This is a genomic window from Arthrobacter sp. BE255 (assembly GCF_031457335.1).
Taxonomy (GTDB): domain Bacteria; phylum Actinomycetota; class Actinomycetes; order Actinomycetales; family Micrococcaceae; genus Arthrobacter.
In genome coordinates, this window is record NZ_JAVDWK010000006.1 from 98,157 (window position 1) to 115,887 (window position 17,731).

The following is a 17,731-nucleotide window of genomic DNA, read 5'->3' on the forward strand; positions in this document are numbered from 1 at the left end:
TGTCAAATGACTTCCTCGCCAGGTATGGCTCGTCCTTCAAGGGAGTGGCAGCAACCCGCGAGAGCGGTGGGAGGATTTGCCGGTATCTCGCGGTGAACTATTGATCACATCCCGAGGTGCGACTGGTCCCCGCAGCCGCGCTGAGCACGCCTCGAGCACGGCTTTAGGGTGGGAAGGTGGAACGCCGGCTCCTGCGTGGAGGGCCGGCGTTTTCCCTATTCGGGATGAGGGGAGCGAATGTTAGCTGACGACGGCGAAGCCTCCGGTCCAGCCGACCTTTTCGGTGGCGGCGAGGGTGATCTGGAGGAAACCGAGTGCTTCGAGTTCGCGGGCGCGGCGCAGGGTTCCGGCGTCTACGGCCTGCAGGCCGCCAGCGGTAATTATGCCTGCGAGCTGGGTCTTGGCGTCGGTGTCGTCGCCTGCGATCAGCGCGGTGGTGGGCCGGCCGCCAATAACACCGGCGGCGAGGGTCGGGCCCAAGGTCGTGTTGAAGGCTTTCAGGACCTTGGAGTCCGGCAGGGCAGCGGCGATTTCGGCGGCTGCGGAGGAATCCGCCGGGACGGTGAGGGAGTCGAAGGTTTCGAAGTTCACCGGGTTGGTGATGTCCGCGACGACGCGGCCGGTGAGCTGGTCGGCGCGCTGGGCGAGGACTTCCTTGATGGCCGGGTATGGCACGGCGAGGACGACGATGTCGCCCGTGACGATCTGGTCGGTGTCCTTGCTGCCGAGGAGCTGGACGGTGTTGCCGCCTTTTTCGGCGATGCCGGCGATGGCAGTGCCCATGGTCCCGGTTCCAAGGATGCTGATCCTGGTCATAACTGTCTCCTTCATTGATGTGCACCGGTTTAGTGCACTTGGGGTTTGTGGTTGGTAGGTGTTGGTATCCGCCGCCCGGTCTGCGCTGCCCCTCGTGGTGGAGGGATGGTGGGTTAGGCGATTTGGAGGGAGCGGATGGAGTTGCCGAACCGCATCCGGTCGATCGCGGTGACGGCCGTGGTGGGGTCATTGGCTGCCCCCAGGGTCAGCAGCAGGGGGACGAAGTGGTCCGCGGTGGGGTGGGCAACGGCCGCGCCGGGGCCTTTGGCCTGGTAGTCCGTGAGCGCGTCGATGTCACCGGCGGTCACGGCGTTCAGGGCCCATTCGTCGAAGGCTTTGGTATGCCCAACAAGCTGGGGTTGGCGGTAGACGGCGAAGCTGTGGGTCATGAACCCGGACCCGATGATCAGCACGCCTTCGTCACGGAGCTGCTTGAGGCGCTGGCCGAGCTTCAACAGCGCTTCAGGGTTCAGGCTTGGCATACTCAGCTGCACGACTGGGACGTCCGCTGCAGGGTACATGGCCATCAGCGGAATAAACGCGCCGTGGTCCAGGCCCCGGTTGGCGTAGTGATGAATGGTCGTCGTGTCGGACAGGGTCCCGGCGATCCGGTTGGCCAGGGCGGTCGCGTCAGGGGTTGGGTACTTGAGGGTGTAGTAGCGGGGGTGGAATCCACCGAAGTCGTAGTACAGGGGTGTGCCGGCGGTGATGCCGGCAATTGCCAGCGGAGCGTTTTCCCAGTGCGCGGAGACGACCACGATGGCCCGGGGTTTGGGCATGGTCTGGGACCAGGTGAAGAGGTCGTTGAGCCATTCCGGGTCATCCAGCGTGGGCGGGGCGCCGTGGCTGACGAATAGTGCCGGCAGCGGGCCGTCCTCGGGCTGCCACGTTTTCTGTGCCCTGGCCAGGGGAAGGGCACGGGCGTAGAGGTCGTCGTAGGCCCCGGCAGGGACGGCTGGGTTGAACGGGTCGGTGGTGCTGGTCATGACGGGGGATCTCCCTTTCAAGGTTCCGCTGCCAGGGGGTAACCGGTAGTGCCGGTCGGTGGGGGTTGGCCGGTTGCTGTTGGTGGGGCTTAGAAGGCCCAGATGCCGTAGCGTCCGGCGGCCACGATCAGGGCCAGGGCGGCCAGGACGACGTTGATTACTGCCATCTGCTTTTCGCCCCGCTTGAGGTGGGTGATGACCGCGCCGACCATCACAATGGCCAGGCCCGTGGCGGCCACGGGGACCAGAAAGGTCGCAATCCCGGTGACGGCCGGAAGAATTAGGCCCAGGGCGCCGAGGACTTCGGCCAGGCCAATGGCCTTGATCGCACCGGGGGTGACGTCTTCGGTCCAGCCCATGCCGGACGCGGAAAGCTTCTCCTGCTGCTGGGCCAGCTTCATGGCCCCGGCGGCGAGGAAGGCAAGCGCGAGGAGGGAGGCGATGATCCAAAGGGTGATGTTCATGGCGGGTGTTCCTTTACTGAGGGCGGGTGCTGTTGTGTGGTCTGCGGCGGGCCCGGTTGCCGGACTCGCTTCAATCTTGAACTAAACCGTAGCCCTGATAACTTCAAGATGCAAGCAAGTTGGGGCAGGTTTTACTTAATGTCTTAACTTACTGGGCTGGTATGCTGGTGACCATGGACACCACAGTCACTCACGAAGTAACGGGCCCCAACACGGGAGAGGCTCCCCAGGACGAGGCCCGGTGGCTGAGCGAGGAAGAGCGGGCGATGTGGCTGGCCTTCGCCAGTGTGCTGTTCCGCATGCCCGTTGCCCTTGATAACCAGCTGCGGCGCGACGCCTGTCTTAGCCACTTCGAATACACGGTAATGGCCGCACTGTCCGAGGCGCCGGAGCGCAGGTTGCGGATGAGCCACCTCGCGGCCATGGCCGAATCAGGTCTGCCCCGCTTGTCGCAGGTCGTGGGGAGGCTGGAAAAACGCGGGTGGATTACCCGTGCCGCTGACCCTGGAGACGGGCGTTCCACCCTTGCCACTCTCACCGAACGGGGCTGGGACAAAGTCGTTCAAACAGCACCCGGGCATGTTGAAGAAGTCCGGCGGCTCGTCTTCGACCCCCTTACGAAGGCCCAACAAAAGCGCCTCCACGAGATCAGCCGCCGCATCATGTACACCATCGACCCGGAAGACCGAGGCTTCCGCTAGCAATTACGGCTGCTGGGTACACAGTGGACGGCCGTTCCGCCGGAGAATGAAGGCCTTGTGCCCATTAACGCCACCGTCGATTATGGTCCCGGTTGCCGTGGTGCAACCCAAGGCATTCCGCCTCTGGGGGCAGATCCCTGCTGTTAGGTGCTGCTTGAGGGTCGGTGATCTGGCGGAGAATGTCCGGGCTGCGAAGCGTTTTAGGGATCGTATGACTTCCCTTACGCTCTTGCCCTCCACGCGCGTTTGGCCAAATAGTCTTTCGTCCGCTGGCACGAAGGCAGCGCACAAGGTCGACCTGATGCAAGCATGGTTGGCGCTGGGATCACCGCCCGCCGAACAGCCCATATCCGCCCTCGTCCCACTTTCACCCGTTTGGGGCGTCTGTGTACCTGGCGGCGCACCCATAGCTGGGATCGCACATCGAGGAAAGTGCTTAGCTGACCTGAGGACTGCAACGGTCGGGCGTGGGTGTCAACCTGGGCAGGTTATTCACCCCGCCTTGGTCCGGCTGGCAACCCAGGACGCGATTTGGGTGCGTGAGGTGAAGCCCAATTTGGCCAGTATCCGCTCGATGTGTCGACCGATCGTCCTGTGCGAGAGCACTAGCTCGGCGGCGATTTCCTTATTGCTCCGCCCTTGGGCAACGAGGGCCGCAACCTGCGCTTCCCGTTCGGTAAGGCGCGGGCCGCCGTACTGGGTGTAAGGATCCACAAGCACCGATTTGGCTGTGCGGTGGGCTGCAGAATTTTTGTGACCCGCGGGGGTTGCTGTCCGCGGTGAAACATATGCGGCGTGCGCCGACTTCAACGCGAGTTCCACGGCCTGATCTATTGATAGTGCGGGCCGGCCGTCGATGATTGACAGGTACCGGGCGTCCCCGAGTTCGTTCCGTAATTGGGCCGCAGTCTGCTCGAAGTCAGTTTCAAGGGGACCAAATGCAGAAATCGTGGTGCCAATTCCTTTCCATACCGACTGTGCTGCCTGAAAAAGAATCGCTGCGGATTCATAGCGCCCGTTCGAGGCGGCGGTCCATGACATCTGCTCGATGGTTAGTGCAACGCAGAGCCCATCATGGAAGTCGCGTTGAATTTCCAGCGCGGCGATCTGGGATTGGCGGGCTTCATCGAGTTGGCCCAAGTGCCACTGGCAAAGTCCCATGACAGCGTGCCCGTAAGCTTGGCTCCAGCGCTCACCTTGTTTGCCGCTTTCAGCCAGGACCTGCCGGCACGTTGCGAGGGCCTCCTCCATCTGGCCTGCGTACATTTGCGTCCAGGCCAGAAGGAAAAGCGCAGTAAGTTCGGATGCGAGGTTCTCGTCCCGGCGATGGACAGCCGCAGCCCTACCAAAGAGTTCAATAGCGTGCTCAAGTCGGCCTTTGAAGACTTCGCTGAGGGCTTCCCAATGGTCAACATGACCAGCCAACACCTGATCGTCCAGATCGTCGGCGATGCTGCGGCACTCCGTAAGATATTGTTGCGCCGGTTCACGGTCGCCCTGAAGCAGGGATACCCAGGCGGCTACCCACAGTGCGGTCCCACGTTCTGGTGTGCGGTGCATGTCCAGGCCAAGCATTCGGTCGAGCCATCGGCGGCCATCGCTGAGGTTGCCGCCGGCGATCCAGTGGTACCTGAGTAGAGCCGCAAGATTCATCCCTGCTAGTTCCTCTCCTGGCGTGGTTGCTGACCATTCCAGCGCTGAGAGGATATTCGTGTGATCGCGCCGCGCAGCGGCGAGACGGTTTGCTTGTTCCGGTCCACACCAGAGCGCTACCGTTTGGGACGCCTCGCCGAGGTAGTGGTCCCGCTGGCGGCGACGCAACTCAGGAGACTCTCCGATGCTTTCAAGCAGTTCTGCACCGTACTCCCGGAAGGTCATCAGCTGGCGGTACCTTCTGCCTTGGTCACCACTAATCGGTCCGTCAATGTCGTTTTCGGCAACTACCAGGGACTTCGCGACGAGATGGTCCAACAGGTCGAGAATGTCCCGTTTGTTGATCTGGCCGAAACCGCAAACCTCCTCCACGGCCTTGACGTCGAAGCCGGCCGGAAAGACTGCAAGCCTGGCCCACAAAAGCTGCTCGTCTTGCGTGCAGAGTTCATAGCTCCAATCGATGAGCGCCCTCAGTGTTTTCTGCCGAGGAATTGCTGCCCGGTTTCCGCCGGTGAGGATATCGAAGCGCCGGTCCAACCGTTCGACAAGCTGTACAACTGATACGGAGCGCAGCCGCGCGGCAGCAAGTTCGATCGCGAGCGGGATTCCGTCGAGCATTTGGCATAGCTGGGCCACGGCGAGCCGGTTGCCGTCAGTGATTTCAAATCTGGCGTCCACGCTTTTGGCGCGGTCCACTAGCAACCGAACAGATTCGAAGGCCTCAATCGCGCCCGCATGTCCGTCTAACACAGCGGGGGCACTGAGGGGCGGTACCTGGTAAACCTGCTCTCCTAAGATCCCCAAGGGTTCCCTGCTCGTTGCAATGACACGCAATTCTGGTGCGAAGTCCAACAGCGTGGCTGCCAGCGCTGATACTGCATCCAGAAGATGTTCGCAGTTGTCGAGGACCAGGAGCAGCTGTCGTTCCTCGACGTAGTCCGAAATCCTCTCGATTGGAGAGCGGTTGGACTGGTCGGGGAGTCGGAGGGCGGCGGCGATCTGCGAACCGACCAAGGCGTTGTCATCTAAAGCCGCGAGTTCAACGGTCCACACACCGTCGCGAAAGGCCTTCCGTGTCCGGGAGGACAGCTCCGCGGCGAGGCGGGTCTTGCCGACGCCGCCGGGGCCTGCAAGGGTTAGAAGGCGGGAGCGTGACATCAGCTCACGCGCTTCGGCGAGTTCCCGCCGTCGTCCAATGAAGCTTGTCAGGTTGTGGCCCCCGGTGGGTCGAACAACTGCTGCTTCGGTGCTCATAACCCTCCTGTGATGCAGAAAACAATACACGTAGCGGGTTGGGTCATTTGACCCGTTTTAGATCCGGTCCAGGAGACCAGACTGGGTGGAGTCAGAACGATACTTTGAAGCAAGCGGAAGGCCAGCGCGATGAGGCGCAGAGTAGCAGCGACAACCACCTGCCAGTCCAGCGCGAGCGGGACCCGTCTGGCCAATCGCCGAGCCCGCTCGTCTGATTCACCCCAAGGCTGCATCGCTTCCTTTGCTGTTTCGGATCACTGGACCGCGGAGGATCTCTGGCCCGACTGCCTTGATGCACAAGCAAGCGGATGATCTGCGATCTCCCCGCCAAGTACACCCATTCTTGACACCAGCCCCGGCTACTGTGCTTCTTGCCCTGCACTCAAAGGAGGGCAGGCCAAAAATGGTGTTTCGCCGCCAAGATTCCCGGGCTCCATCCATCAACACAATCCCACTACGAAAGAGGCACCATGACAGCGACGTCGCTCGCCGAATTGTCAGATATCAATGTTCCGGATGCTGGATTGGTGGCTCGTGCTACTGATTTGTTGCCGTTGATCCGGGAATTCGCCGGGCAGGGGTCGGAAGCCAGGCGCGTGGCTCCGGAGGTGGTGTCGGCCTTGGAAGGTGCAGGAATTTTCCGGATGCTGGTTCCTAAGCGATACGGCGGCATGGGTGCTTCGCTGCGTACTGCTGTGGAGGTAACGAAGGAAATTTCCCGCGGTGATGGTTCCACCGGGTGGGTCACAACGCTCATGATGGTCGGGACCGGTTTCGCCTCGACGTTTTCCCGGCAGGCCCAGGAGGATGTGTTCGGGAGCAACCCATTGGCGAAGGTGGCCGGCACGTTCAGCCCGGGCAGCAAGAGTGAGCGGGTAGAGGGCGGCTATCTGATCAGTGGCAGGTGGCCGTATTCCTCCGGTTCCTTTGCTGCTGATTGGGCAACGCTTGGTGTACTGCTTGACGGTGATGAGCCGATGGCGCTGGCCCTCGTCCCGGCCGAGGCGTGGAGCATCGAGCCGACCTGGTTCGTCGCCGGGATGAAGGGCACCGGGAGCGATACGATCGTGGTCGAGAATCACTTCGTGCCTGAGCACCGCGTACAACGCCTCAGCAACATGCTGAGCTCAAACTTTCTCACCCCGTTCAAAGACGACAGGATGGCCAACGTTGCTTTCAACGCCGTTGCAGCCGCAATCCTGGTTGCCCCACAGATCGGCCTGGCCCGGCACGCGCTGGAAATCACCTTGGCAAAACTGCCCGGCAAACCGGTGGCTTACAGCATGTACGACAAGGCCAGGAATTCGCCCACCCACCAGCTCGCCGTTGCCAAGGCGGCCACGAACCTGCACATCTCAGAACTGCTGTTGAACCGAATGTGCCTGGACATCGACACGGCAGCCGACGCCGGCCAACAGCTTGACCTGGCCACCCGGGCCCGGATCCGCAACGACACCGGCATCATCGCTGAACTGATCGGGCAGGCCATCGATGCGCTGATGACCGCCAACGGTGCCGGCTCGTTCGCCGAGGCCAACGTTCTGAACCAGATCTGGCGCGACTCCGAAATCGCCGCCCGGCACGCCTTCGTCACCTCAGAAATCGGCAAAGAAGCCTACGGCCGGGTCCTGATGGGCCTGGAGCCAACCATCAACCTCTAAGGCAGGGCCAAAATGTCCACATCCACAATCCCCCCAGCACCGGCTGAAGACCCGGCGCGAACTTACCGGCGCGTCCTCGGACATGTCCCAACCAGCGTCGCGGTCGTCACCGCCGGCACCAGGTCCGGGCCTGTCGGCATGACCGTAGGCTCCTTCACTTCCGTCTCGCTGGAACCCCCTCTGGTGGCCTTCTTCGTCGACAAGGCCTCCAAAACATGGCCCCGCCTTTATGAGGCCAGCCACTTTGGCGTCAACATCCTCGGCCAGGACCAAACGGCGCTCTGCAAGGCATTCTCCCGCCGCTCGGAAGACCGCTTCGAAGAAGTCGACTGGACCCCCTCGGACCGGGGAGCCCCATTACTGAACGATGCCATCGTCACCCTTGAATGCACCCGCTACAAAATAGATCTCATCGGCGACCATTACCAAGTCGTCGGACGCGTGGAATCCCTTGAACTACGCGCCACTAACCCACCCCTGATCTTCCTCCAAGGCAACTTCCTCAACCTCGCGGATTAGCGGCATGGACGGCGCGCGGGAAGGGTACGGCCGCGCGAAAATGGAGAAACGGGCCAGGTAAAAGCACGGCCAGCAAGCCAATCGGCTGGAGCACGGGGTATCCAAATCAACGTGCCAATTGGATTGCGGACAAGCCGCGAAGCCGGAGAAAGCATCACCCAGAGCGGCAACATCAAATCGATGGCTGAACAATTCCACCATGCTCATTCACTAAGTATTAACAACGGATACGCCCCTGGCCGAACCACAAGGTCCAGCCCAGCGACGCGTTGTCGACCCCGAGGTCTGGCCGAAACGCTGGTCCCTCTGTCCCACACGTATACGGAAAAGACCTCTGGGACCGCTCGGCTGACACCGAGTTCATTCGCAAGACCTTTCCCGCCAAAGAGGCCGGGAACAAAAACACACAGAAAGGAGGCCCTGAATTGGGCCGTATCATCATCAGTGGGGCATCAGGGGATCTTGGCCGCAGAGTTACAGAAATCCTTCTGGCGGCCGACCCGGACATCGAATTAACACTTGTGTCGCGCACACCAGAAAAGCTCTACAAACACAAAACACCCGGCATCCGTGTGGTGCGCGGCGACTACCAGGAACCCGACTCCCTCAACGCTGCATACGCGGGCGGGGAAGTCCTCTTCCTCATCAGCGGACTGAACCTGGGTCGCCGGGTAGCCGAAACGCAAAACGCAATTGCCGCAGCCAAACATGCTGGGATCCACCACATCGTGTACACATCGGTCGGGGGCATACATCCCAACAACCCCGCTCTTTCAGCCAAGGATCACTACCAGAGTGAACTGGACCTCAGGGCTTCCGGCTTAGGCTACACATTCCTCCGTAACGCGCTCTACTCCGAGATCATCAGTAACATCCTGGTTGCACCCGCCTTAGCCAGCGGTTTTATCTCACAGGCAACAGCCGAAGGGCGCTTGGCGCCGGCGGCTAAAGCCGACGTCGCCCGCAGCGCTGCCACGGTCCTGCTTGAGCCTGCGAAGCATCTTGGTGCTGTCTATGAGATCACCGGACCTGAACTGTTGACCTTTGAAGAAATCGCGCACATCGGCTCGGAGGTGCATGGCACTCCCATCAAGTACGTACCAATATCAGCTGATCAGCGTCTCACCTTTTTTGACTCCATTGGTATTCCAAGAACGTACGACCCAAGCATGCCGCCAAGCGCCGATGGACACATGTGGGCAAGCGATGAGTTGGTTACTGCCGAAGTCGCCATAGCTGAGGGTTACCAGACTGTCCTCTCAGGCCACGTGAAGCTGATAACAGGGCGTAATCCCGAATACCTCCGGTCTGTGATGGAGAGCGTCAAGTCCGTTCCCTATGATCAGATCCCAGCAGAGGTTTCATAAGCCCATCAATAATAGACTCGGGCGGAATGACGGCTTCGCTCCAAGCAATTAGGGGCGAAGCCGTCTCCACGCTCGTAACCAAGCTGGTACATACAGTCTCGGCGGAGTTCGCTCAATTCTCAATTGTCCTGAGGAGTCGCGATACGGGGGAGCCGATCCAACACTTAAGATATTTCTGCCTGGTGCCCCCGGACACGAATCCATTGACCTCAGAGCATGCCGTTCCCAGTCGCAATAACAATGAACTTGAACGCGGAAGGCATCGACATTCCGGCTCTTCGCGGTTGTCGCACCGGTGACAATGAGCACTTCGATCTCTTTCCACCACCGGCAGACCGTCCGCCAGAGCCGGTTGGTTTCGGGCTGCGCGGCTTGAAACACCAGTGCCTGAAGCCGGCCTTTCGCGGCGGCCGCGTCGGCGAGGGACCCGGTGGTCAGCAGGGCCCGGAGCTGTTCCTTGACCAGCCATGCCGCCTGCAACTTCCCGGTGGCGTCCTCGGTATCGAACACGTTGCTGAGCCTGTTCCGAGCCCGGTCCGAGAGTGTATCCCCGGCGCGCAGGAGCAGTCGCCGGTTGGCCCAGCCCGGGTCGATGGAGCGTCCGCGCCGACCATGAACCTGCTGGGTGAGGCGCTGCCGGACTTCGGTGAGCATGTCGTTGCCGAGCTTGAACAGGTGAAATGCGTCCACCGAGACAGCGGTGCGTGGCAGCCACATCCGCAAGGCTTTGCGGACTGCGGCGGATGGGTCGATGGCAACGACCTGCACGCCCAGGCGCCACTGAAGCGGACGGGCGAAGAGCCAGTCGCCGACGCCCTCACTGTCGCGGCCGTCAACGATCCCCAGGACTTGTTCGGTGTCCAGATCGACGATGGTGGTCATCCACGGTTCGTAGCGTTTCCAGGCCTTGGTGGCCGGGTCGCGGAAGAACCGCACGGACCGGTAGCGGTGTTCATCGATGCCGAGCATCCGCGGTGCAAGGGCGTCGACATCGGGCAGCGTCAGAGCCGCGGAGTCCAGGGCCTGCTGCACGAGCCACCACGAGACGCCGAAAGAAGCGGCGGCCTCGGCGGCTGCCCTCCCGGATCCGATGACGGCGGCCGCCAGGGCCTCACGGAGCCGATGGGTGGACCGTGCCCGGCGCGGGACCTGGCTTGTTTCGTCGGTGAATGTCTGTCGCGGGCACAGATACTCATCGCAGAAGAATCTCCGCTTGGCCCAGACCACTTCAACCGGCCCGGCGACAGGGATGTCACGCAGCCGTTGTGGCCGGCGGGAATGCACGCGGCTGCTGATCACGCCGCAGGACGGGCAGCCGGCCTCGGCGGTGGCTACGACACGGATCCGCCGCTGCCCGAAAGCAAGGACACCTCAGTATCGGTGACGCGGTAGTCGGGCAGGTTGAAAATCGCGGTGGCAGCATCGGGGGCGCGGGGAAGTAGGCTCGATCAAGGCTCGTAGCTCCTGACTTGATGAATCCGTAGAGAACATCCATCACAGCAGGGCTACGAGCCCTTCAGCTTTCAAGAAACGGAACCTGTTTCACCATCAAACACGAAGCCGACATTCCGGCTGGGCTGAGAATCAACACCGCGAAATCTGGCCCACACTGCCCTGCCGGAACACGGCCCAGCTTGTCCCAGGCTTATCAGGCCCGAAGTTGTTATTGAAGAACGTGGCCTGAGCTACCAGTTAGTCACTTCTGCAATGTGGTGGAACCCAACTTCCCCGCGGCTGCCCTTAGTGCGCTAATGCCTCAGAACTTTTCGCCGCGGGGTGCTGCCACCAAGAAGGAGACTATGCAGGCTGCGGCTGTAATGCCAACGGAAACCCACAATGCGGGAGCATAGCCGAGGGTAGCCGCCTGAGCGGCGAATGGTTGTACTAGCACGACGCCGAGACCGGCACCAGTGCCGAAACTGGCACCGGTAAGGCCGGGCAGCGCCGCAGGGGCCTCCTTGGGGGACAACACGACAGAGAGTCCGTTAAGACTTGTAAAGAGAAAGCCTGTGTAGGAAATGCCAAGGGCGGCAACAGCGAAAATAACCACATAGAGATTGTCGGAGAAAGCCGCTGCGATAATGCCGAAGACCAGACTGAACACTGCTCCGAGCCGCAGGGTTAGAAGCCACCCGCGGCGGTCGGCGATCCAACCGGCCAGGGGGGCCGTGAAAACGCCTAGCAGAGCTGGTGGGGCCAGGAACAGCAGGGCCGCAAGGGAGGGATTTAGTCCGAAGCCATGTTGGAGGTCTTGGCTAAGAACCACCACGGTGAAATTAAGCATGGCGAACATGCCGGCGAGGGCGAGCAGGCTGGTGGCGACAACAGGCCAGAACTGCCGGGAACGCAGGTAGCTCACGGCGATAAGGGGGTGCCTGCGCCTCTTTTCAATAGCCCAGAAGACCCCGAAACTGACCACTGTTCCGACAAGAAGTACCAGTGAGATCGCAGATGTCCAGCCTGCGGAAGAACCCACAGAAACGAAATTTGTAAGGAATATCAGGAACACGGAGAGGGAGCCTGCCCCCCACCAATCCATCCTGCCGCTCACGCCTTGGGGCCGACCCTGAGGGACAACCCTTAGGATGCACACGGCGGCGATCGCTGCGACGACCAGCACCACGACGAAAATTGATTTATAGCCAAAGGCTTCGGTCAGGAGTCCACCCGCGAAACCGTCCAGACCACCGACTCCACCGCTGATCGCTGCCACAATACCCAGCGATACCCCAAAGACTCTGGTGTTCAGGTTCTCGTTGAGGACGATGTAGGCCAGGGTGAACATGGCACCGCCTGCTCCCTGCAGGATTCTTCCCATAACAAGCAGGGGCAACGTCGGAGCCACTATGCACAGGATGGTGCCGGCAACAACGGTGCCGAGGGCTGCAAGCATGGCGGCACGGCGACCGATGAAGTCGCCCCAACGTCCGAAGACGGGCACAGCAATTGCGGCGGAGAGAAAGAACATCGATTGAAGGGGTGCCGCACCGGCCGGCCCCTCACCGAAGGCGGCGGCCATCTGGGGAAGTGCCGGCGTAACCATGCTGGCGGTCAGCTGAAAGGTCACCGTGGCCACGATCAGGGTAAAAATCAACCTTGTCGCACGCCAGCCGTCGATCTTGTGTTGTTCAGAACTTGTGCTGGGATCTGTGGTCGAGATGTTCACATAAAACTCCTTGGTGATGCCGGGGATCCGGCGTGCGGCAGCAGGCCGCTGAATATTGCGATGTCCGGACCTACTTCAAAAGAATCGTCTCCACGGTGGGGCAAGCGCCCTGAGAGCATGCCAGGTTCAAGTCCGGAAGGTTTTCCCGCTCCACCGACTGAGTTGGTCGCTCAAGACTGGTGATCAGGGATGACAACGCGATCTGTGTTGCGATGAGTTCGGCGATAGCCCGAAGGCCGGCCGGCAGAGCGTCGGTGCAGTCCTTGAAACGGTGCTTGTGTCAGCCAAGCCCCTGCTATCTATATCTGCCCTGGACTCGGGCGTAGTCGGCCACCCTGGAAGCCGGTCTTATGGAAGGCGTTGGGGGCGGGCCAGTGAAGGCAGCCCTCTAGGAGAGCGACTACAGGCGGTGCCGGTATTCGCATGGCTTGGGAGCCCGGTCAATGCGGATGAAGCGCGTGGAACGGGCCTTAGAGGTTACCCATGACGAATTGAAGGTTGCCGCGGCTTAGGATGCTCGCCGTCGGAGGGGCTCTGCCTTAGACGGTCTTTCTCGACTGGTCCACGAGTTGGCCTTCGTGCACGTAGGATTCATATGCTTCGCTGAGATCGACATATTTGCGAAAATTCCGGAGATCAGACAACTGGTTGTTACGAACGCGGGCAACGAAGTCATTATTCGCTATTTGCGCCCGGCCTACACCGATAAAGTCGAAGTCACCTGCTGCGAGGCCGCGTCGGACCCGGGCCAGGTCCTGCTCGACCTGAAGTTCGGGTTCCTGATCATCGAAAATGTCTTGGGCGAGGTCAGTACTTAGGCCGACACTGCCGATGGCGATGACCGGGACGGTGGTCATGGTCTTCACCCATGAAGCCAGGCTGCGCTCTGGGTCTAATTCAGGCCATGCCGGTGCATCAAACCGGCGTGTGGATACGTGGAACAGGTTTACTCCGGCTCGCTCAAGGCGCTGGATGAATGGGCGGAGGTCATCTGGATGATCAGCGATCTTGGCACCATAGTCCACTTCCTTCCACTGTGAGAATCGGAATGAAATTATGAAGTCCGGCCCTGTTGCCTCACGAATGGCAGCTACGATTTCCTGAGGAAAGCGTGCGCGCTCTTCTAATGTCAAACCGCCGTATTCATCATCGCGCTTATTCGTTTCATGCCAAAGAAAGAGGTCCAATAGGTATCCGTGGGCGCCATGTACCTCGACGCCGTGCGCTCCTACCTCTTGGGCAATAACGGCGCTCTGCACATATGCTGCCTTTGTGTCTTCGAGATCCTGGCTGGTCATTGCTAAGCCGTTAGTGCGACCCTCCTGGACTAAGCCAGAGGGGCTTAATGAGGGATAATCCGAAAAAGGATTCGGGACTCCATCGATTACCAGCCGCAATGCGCCGGGATGCCACAACTGCATGAGAAATACCGCGCCCGTTGCCGTTACAGCCTTCGCGACCCGACGCCAACCCTCAACGGTTTCCTGGCCGATGATGCCAAACACGGGCTGCCAGTAGGCGGCTGGATGGTCGGGGGCAGCCCCTTCGGCGATTATCAGGCCTGCGCCATCTTCGGCGCACTTCTGCAGGGTCTCCGCCATGCCAGGTGTTGGTGCATAATCACGCGTTTTCCGTTGCATTGCCGGCAGTACAAAACGATTACTAATCGTTTTCCCATTTACCAGGATCGGTGAGAATAGGGGATCCGGATTATACTTTTTTGACATTTGTGACACCTCTCCGTTGAGTGTGGCTGGAATTCCTCACACTTTACTCAGGGCTTCATTGGTCCACAATTAGGCACATTTTTGTTCCTATGCGATGCAAGACTGTCCCTCTGCTCACCTAGCGGAGGTTATGTCCTTCACTTTCACGTCAGCGGGGCAGGCCGTCCCATGGCTAGGTGTCTGGAAGCGCCGGTTCTCGGAGCAGCAAATGCAAACACTCCCTTGTAACGGAGATCTTCGCGGATGGCACCGAGCCATCGCGGATCGAACCCCCAGGCAGGCGGGCTCCGTTTGCTGGTGCTGCCCTAATTTTGGCTGTTCGATGAACCATTCTTTCGGGGTGTCAGTACCGCACCGGCCGGACCAGACATCAGCGATGCAATTTGAGTGCGTGAGTTGAAGCCAAGTTTCGCCAAAATACGCTCAATATGCCCTCCAACCGTTCGGGGTGAGACCACGAGTTGGGCTGCGATCTCCTTATTACTGAGCCCTTGGGAAACCAGACCGGCGATTTGAGCTTCTCGTTGGGTGAGCCCGGTATCCCCATGCTTCCCGTAGCCGTCTGGGGTCTCGGCGGTGCGGTTACTGCGCCTGGTACTTACTTTCGTGGGGGGCTGTGGGGTACCTGCAGAGGCGTACCCTGTGCGGGCTGCGCTCAGTGCAAGCTCGATGGCTTGCTCCTGAGAAGGTTCAGGGCGGGCAGTGAGGACCTTGAATTCCGTTTCCCCGAGCTCGCGGCGCACCTGGGCCGCCATCTGCTCGAAGTCCTTCTCCAGAGGGCCGAACGCCGAGATCGTGGTTCCTATCCCGCTCCAGACGGCGCGGGCTGCGTGGTACAGAACGGCTGCGGATTTGTAGTGTCCGCCCGACGCAGCTGTCCAGGACATTTGTTCAATTGTCAGAGCGATGCAAAGGCCGTCGGGGAAGTCTCGTTGTATTTCAAGTGCTGCGATCTGTGATTGCCTCGCCGCATCCAGTTCCCCAAGGTGCCACTGGCAGAGCCCCATGACCGCATCAGCGTAGGCACGGGCCCATCGTTCTCCGTAACTATCGCTGACCTTCAAGACCTCCCGGCAGGTGTCCAAGGCATCTCCTGTGCGACCGGCGTACATTTGCGTCCAAGCCAGCAGAAATAAGGCGTAGAGGGCCGAGGCGGTATCACCAACTTGGCGGTGAACGGCAACAGCTGCGCCAAAAAGCCCCATGGCGCGCTCCAAGTGATCGTCGAATACCTCACAAAGGGCCTCCCAATGATCAGCATGGGCTGCCAGCGCCCTGTCGTTGAGGCTCTCTGCGATCAGCCTACATTCGGCAATATGCTCCCGCGCCTGTTCCCTGTCACCCTGTACAAGGCAAATCCAAGCTCCAACCCACAGTGCGCCTCCTCGTTCAGGGCTCGGCTCGCTTGCCAACTTAAGTAGGCGGTCCAGCCATCGCCTGCCCTCGGCAAGGTTCCCCCCAGCCGTCCAGTGGTACCTGAGCAGGGCAGTGAGGTGCAGCCCTGCGCGTTCCTCCCCTTGGGTCGACGCCGACCACTCCAGCGCAGACAGAAGGTTTGGATGGTCCCGCCGCGCCGCCATCAGTCGCTCGGCCTGGTGCGGGCCGCACCAATTCTTGACTGTGTCAGCCGCCCGGGTCAGGTAGTGGTCACGCTGGCGGCGCCGCATCTCCGTTGTCTCCCCGATTGAATCGAGAAGCTCGGCGCCATACTCGCGAAAAGTCATAAGTTGGCGGTACCGAACCCGGACGCTGCCTCCTGTTTGAGTGCCGTAAACGTTCTCAGCGACGACGAGCGACTTGGCGACAAGATGGTCAATCAGATCGAGCACGCCGTCGCGTGTCAGCTGGCCAAATCCGCAAACCTCTTCGGCAGCCTCTACGTCAAAGCCACCCGGGAAAACTGAGAGGCGTGCCCACAGCAGCCGCTCATCTGAACTGCAGAGTTCATGGCTCCAATCGATCAGCGCCCTGAGGGTCTGCTGCCTTGGTAGTGCCGCGCGACTGCCGCCAGTCAGAATATCGAAACGCTTGTCAAGCCGCTCGATGAGTTGAACAACTGACACGGAACGCAGCCGGCTCGCCGCAAGTTCGATCGCCAGAGGGATCCCGTCAAGTCTCTGGCATAGTTGCGCCACAGCCAGGCGATTAGCCTCAGTAACTTCAAAGGTAGGATCCACGCTACGAGCCCGGTCTATGAGCAAGCGGACCGAGTCGAAGGACTCGATTGTCACACCTTCCGATGCTTGGACGGGCGCGGCAAGAGGAGGCACGATGTAGACCTGCTCCCCGAAGATGCCCAAAGGCTCCCGGCTCGTGGCGACAATCCTCAATCTCGCAGCTCGATCAAGGAGTCGGGCGGTCAGGACGGAGACTGCATCGAGAAGATGTTCGCAGTTGTCGAGAACGAGAAGGAGATGCCGGTCCTGGACGTAGTCCGCGATCCTCTGCAGGGATGACCGGTTGGACTGGTCCGGCAGCCGCAGGGCGGCGGCTATGTGTGAACCAACCATTGCGCCATCCTCTACCTCGGCGAGCTCCACGATGCAGACACCGTCGCTGAATGCCTTGCGGACCCGAGAAACCAGCTCCAGCGCCAGGCGCGTCTTGCCGACGCCTCCGGGGCCCACCAGAGTCAGAAGCCGGGAGCGAGACATCAGCTCACGGGCTTCAGTTAGCTCGCGGCGCCGTCCGATGAAGCTCGTCAGGTGATGGCCCTCGTGTGAACGGCCGACAACTGCGTCGGTACTCATGTTCCTCCTGTGATGCCTAAAACAATACAGGTATCAGATGGGGTCATCTGACCCGTTTCTGCTGCGCCGAAAAAGACCAGACTGGAAGCCGTTGCAAGGATGCAACACAGGCCTCGATGGGAAGAATGATGAAACACACAGGCACCCTTATGCGCCAATGCTCAAGCCGAGTACACCTCCCAGTGGCGGGATGCTACACGGCGAGGGCACATTGCGGGGAAGTTGCTGTCCCCTCTCCCCAGGTAACCGCTGGTTAATGTCATGCAGCAAACGTCTGTCGGTATGGAGCAGGTTCCGATGCTGCGGAGTTACCTGAAGGTTGTGGCCGGACTCGGCTTATCACTGAACTCAGGTCCTGGGATGTTGCCGACTGATCACGGCAGCGACGTCCATGACCAATGCACTAAAAGCCAGTTCACGCCGAAAACCTGAGCACGGAGAGATCCTGCCGGCGCCGGGTCGGAGTCGCGTCGGCCCGTTGAACCACAAATTATCGATCAAACGTAAATTTCTTCCACGTCGGGGCATTTGTTCGAGGTGTTCACCACCCCGCGAACCGGTGAGGTTTTCCCCGTTGTATCCGGCGACAGCAGCGCGAACAACAGGACCGGCCGGGTCCAGGTACAACGACCCAAGCCGCTGCTGGTACCGCCATGTAATTCCTCGG

At 60.6% G+C, this 17,731-nt stretch carries 12 protein-coding genes; 4 read left to right on the forward strand and 8 right to left on the reverse strand.

The window, feature by feature from the left end:
* Positions 1–240: 240 nt before the first annotated feature.
* From J2X42_RS12435 to J2X42_RS12445, 3 genes are all read right to left on the reverse strand, one after another.
* Entirely contained in the window at positions 241–816 is a 576-nt protein-coding gene (locus J2X42_RS12435) for an NAD(P)-binding domain-containing protein (RefSeq protein WP_310165541.1), read from the reverse strand.
* Positions 817–929: 113 nt separating this feature from the next.
* Entirely contained in the window at positions 930–1,802 is an 873-nt protein-coding gene (locus J2X42_RS12440; protein ID WP_310165543.1) for a class III extradiol ring-cleavage dioxygenase, read from the reverse strand.
* 89 nt (positions 1,803–1,891) lie between these two features.
* Complete coding sequence (locus J2X42_RS12445) at positions 1,892–2,266, reverse strand: DoxX family protein (protein ID WP_310165546.1); 375 nt, start codon at positions 2,264–2,266, stop codon at positions 1,892–1,894.
* 173 nt (positions 2,267–2,439) lie between these two features.
* On the opposite strand from J2X42_RS12445, the gene J2X42_RS12450 reads away from it, so the two are divergent.
* Positions 2,440–2,967 (forward strand): MarR family transcriptional regulator, encoded by a 528-nt coding sequence (locus J2X42_RS12450; protein ID WP_310165549.1) that lies wholly within the window; start codon positions 2,440–2,442, stop codon positions 2,965–2,967.
* A 492-nt stretch (positions 2,968–3,459) separates the two neighbouring features.
* Here J2X42_RS12450 and J2X42_RS12455 read toward each other — a convergent pair whose 3' ends face one another.
* Positions 3,460–5,874 carry a LuxR C-terminal-related transcriptional regulator gene (locus J2X42_RS12455; RefSeq protein WP_310165551.1) on the reverse strand — a complete coding sequence of 805 codons (2,415 nt, stop codon included), beginning with the start codon at positions 5,872–5,874 and terminating at the stop codon, positions 3,460–3,462.
* Positions 5,875–6,344: 470 nt separating this feature from the next.
* Here J2X42_RS12455 and J2X42_RS12460 point away from each other — a divergent pair, with 470 nt between their 5' ends.
* The 3 genes from J2X42_RS12460 (at position 6,345) to J2X42_RS12470 (ending at position 9,421) form a co-directional block, all read left to right on the forward strand.
* Complete coding sequence (locus tag J2X42_RS12460; RefSeq protein ID WP_310165553.1) at positions 6,345–7,535, forward strand: acyl-CoA dehydrogenase family protein; 1,191 nt, start codon at positions 6,345–6,347, stop codon at positions 7,533–7,535.
* A 12-nt stretch (positions 7,536–7,547) separates the two neighbouring features.
* Entirely contained in the window at positions 7,548–8,054 is a 507-nt protein-coding gene (locus J2X42_RS12465; RefSeq protein ID WP_310165555.1) for a flavin reductase family protein, read from the forward strand.
* Between the two features lie 425 nt (positions 8,055–8,479).
* Positions 8,480–9,421 carry an SDR family oxidoreductase gene (locus J2X42_RS12470; RefSeq protein WP_310165557.1) on the forward strand — a complete coding sequence of 314 codons (942 nt, stop codon included), beginning with the start codon at positions 8,480–8,482 and terminating at the stop codon, positions 9,419–9,421.
* Positions 9,422–9,469: 48 nt separating this feature from the next.
* Here J2X42_RS12470 and J2X42_RS12475 read toward each other — a convergent pair whose 3' ends face one another.
* The 4 genes from J2X42_RS12475 to J2X42_RS12490 all read right to left on the reverse strand — a co-directional run bounded on the left by J2X42_RS12475 (position 9,470) and on the right by J2X42_RS12490 (position 17,064).
* Positions 9,470–10,705 carry an ISL3 family transposase gene (locus tag J2X42_RS12475; protein ID WP_310165559.1) on the reverse strand — a complete coding sequence of 412 codons (1,236 nt, stop codon included), beginning with the start codon at positions 10,703–10,705 and terminating at the stop codon, positions 9,470–9,472.
* Positions 10,706–11,177: 472 nt separating this feature from the next.
* Positions 11,178–12,581 (reverse strand): MFS transporter, encoded by a 1,404-nt coding sequence (locus J2X42_RS12480; protein ID WP_396134074.1) that lies wholly within the window; start codon positions 12,579–12,581, stop codon positions 11,178–11,180.
* A 545-nt stretch (positions 12,582–13,126) separates the two neighbouring features.
* Positions 13,127–14,314 (reverse strand): 12-oxophytodienoate reductase, encoded by a 1,188-nt coding sequence (locus J2X42_RS12485; RefSeq protein ID WP_310165562.1) that lies wholly within the window; start codon positions 14,312–14,314, stop codon positions 13,127–13,129.
* A 305-nt stretch (positions 14,315–14,619) separates the two neighbouring features.
* The gene (locus J2X42_RS12490; RefSeq protein ID WP_310165563.1) at positions 14,620–17,064 is read right to left on the reverse strand and encodes a LuxR C-terminal-related transcriptional regulator; all 2,445 of its coding nucleotides are present in this window, start codon (positions 17,062–17,064) and stop codon (positions 14,620–14,622) included.
* Positions 17,065–17,731 lie beyond the last annotated feature (667 nt).